This window comes from Mesorhizobium sp. P3_A2, assembly GCF_056403115.1.
Map to the genome: position 1 here is coordinate 1 of NZ_JBFUGC010000033.1, position 2,500 is coordinate 2,500.

The following is a 2,500-nucleotide window of genomic DNA, read 5'->3' on the forward strand; positions in this document are numbered from 1 at the left end:
TTGATGTTGGTTGCGGGGACAGGATTTGAACCTGTGACCTTCAGGTTATGAGCCTGACGAGCTACCGGGCTGCTCCACCCCGCGTCACCATTGGATGTAAGCGCAAGCCTACAAATAGGTAGATGGCTCACCAAATGAAAGGGCCGCTTGCGCGGCCCGTGGTCCCTTGGCGGGCCTCGATGCATGTCGCCCAAAAGTGTTGAGCGGTTTTGGGATAACGACATGCATCAATAAAATCGTAATGAGAAGATTCCACTCCATCCGATTGGATGTGATTTTAACGTGCGTTTGGCAGACCTGGCAGCGACCTACTCTCCCGCGTCTTGAGACGAAGTACCATCAGCGCTGGAGCGTTTCACGGCCGAGTTCGGAATGGGATCGGGTGCAGCCGCTCCGCCATAACCACCAGGTCGGCAAAACGCACGTTATTCGAGAAGCTTTTTTGAGCGAATAGCGATGAGGGAGTACGAATAGAGAGATCCTATCCTGATGCTCTCTCGGAGCTGTTCGCTGGTCTTTGTTGTGCCATCCATTTGACTTCGTCAAATGGGCATAAGGAATGAGAACGATCAAGCCGATCGAACTATTAGTACCGGTAAGCTTCAAGCGTTGCCGCTCTTCCACACCCGGCCTATCAACGTGGTCGTCTTCCACGGTTCTCAGGGAATACTCGTTTTAAGGTGGGTTTCCCGCTTAGATGCCTTCAGCGGTTATCCCGTCCGGATATAGCTACCCTGCTATGCGGCTGGCGCCACAACAGGTCCACCAGAGATCCGTCCATCCCGGTCCTCTCGTACTAGGGACAGATCCTTTCAATATTCCTACACCCACGGCAGATAGGGACCGAACTGTCTCACGACGTTCTGAACCCAACTCACGTACCGCTTTAAATGGCGAACAGCCATACCCTTGGGACCTGCTCCAGCCCCAGGATGCGATGAGTCGACATCGAGGTGCCAAACAACCCCGTCGATATGGACTCTTGGGGGTCATCAGCCTGTTATCCCCGGCGTACCTTTTATCCGTTGAGCGATGGCCCTTCCACGCGGGACCACCGGATCACTATGACCGACTTTCGTCTCTGCTCGACTTGTCAGTCTCGCAGTCAGGCAGGCTTATGCCATTGCACTCAGCGAACGATTTCCGACCGTTCTGAGCCCACCATCGCGCGCCTCCGTTACTCTTTAGGAGGCGACCGCCCCAGTCAAACTACCCACCATACATTGTCCCGGACCCGGATAACGGGCCGCGGTTAGACATCCATAGTAATAAGGGTGGTATTTCAAGGGTGGCTCCACCTGAGCTGGCGCCCAGGTTTCAAAGCCTACCACCTATCCTACACATGCCACTACGAATGCCAATGTAAAGCTATAGTAAAGGTGCACGGGGTCTTTCCGTCTAACCGCAGGAACCCCGCATCTTCACGGGGAATTCAATTTCACTGAGTCTATGCTGGAGACAGCGGGGAAGTCGTTACGCCATTCGTGCAGGTCGGAACTTACCCGACAAGGAATTTCGCTACCTTAGGACCGTTATAGTTACGGCCGCCGTTTACTGGGGCTTCGATTCAGAGCTTGCACCCCTCCTCTTAACCTTCCAGCACCGGGCAGGCGTCAGACCCTATACGTCGTCTTGCGACTTCGCAGAGCCCTGTGTTTTTGATAAACAGTCGCTACCCCCTGGTCTGTGCCACCCTCCTCTACTTGCGTAGAAAAGGGTCACGCTTCTTCCGAAGTTACGCGTGCAATTTGCCGAGTTCCTTCAGCATAGTTCTCTCAAGCGCCTTGGTATACTCTACCTGACCACCAGTGTCGGTTTCGGGTACGGTTTATAAGGAGGAGCTATTTCCTGGAACCGCTCCGCTGCCCGTTCAATCCGATAAGATTGGACAACTTGTGCGATCCGTCACTACCTCCAAGCCCACGAATATTAACGTGGTTCCCATCGACTACGCGTTTCCGCCTCGTCTTAGGGGCCGGCTAACCCTGCTCAGATTAGCTTTAAGCAGGAACCCTTGGTCTTTCGGCGGGGGAGTCTCTCACTCCCCTTACGTTACTCATGTCAGCATTCGCACTTCTGATACCTCCACCACCCCTCACGGGTATGGCTTCATCAGCTTACAGAACGCTCCGCTACCGCTTGGCCCTTGCGGACCAAACCCTAAGCTTCGGTGTATGGCTTTAGCCCCGTTACATTTTCGGCGCAAAGACCCTTATTTAGACCAGTGAGCTGTTACGCTTTCTTTAAATGATGGCTGCTTCTAAGCCAACATCCTGGTTGTTTTGGGATCCTCACATCCTTTCCCACTTAGCCATAACTTGGGGACCTTAGCTGTAGGTCAGGGTTGTTTCCCTTTTCACGACGGACGTTAGCACCCGCCGTGTGTCTGCCGACTAGTACTCCCAGGTATTCGGAGTTTGGTTAGGTTTGGTAATCCGGTGAGGACCCCTAGCCCATCCAGTGCTCTACCCCCTGGGGTATTCGGTCGACGCTCTACCTA

General features: G+C 53.8%; 1 tRNA gene and 2 rRNA genes (1 of these 3 cut by a window edge). All 3 read right to left on the reverse strand.

Features of this window, described 5'->3' with window-relative positions:
- Positions 1–7: 7 nt before the first annotated feature.
- Positions 8–84: transfer RNA gene (locus tag AC1DXM_RS31690), tRNA-Met, on the reverse strand.
- Between the two features lie 211 nt (positions 85–295).
- Positions 296–410, reverse strand: a 5S ribosomal RNA gene (gene rrf / locus AC1DXM_RS31695).
- 155 nt (positions 411–565) lie between these two features.
- Positions 566–2,500, reverse strand: a 23S ribosomal RNA gene (locus tag AC1DXM_RS31700) (it continues 867 nt past the right edge of the window).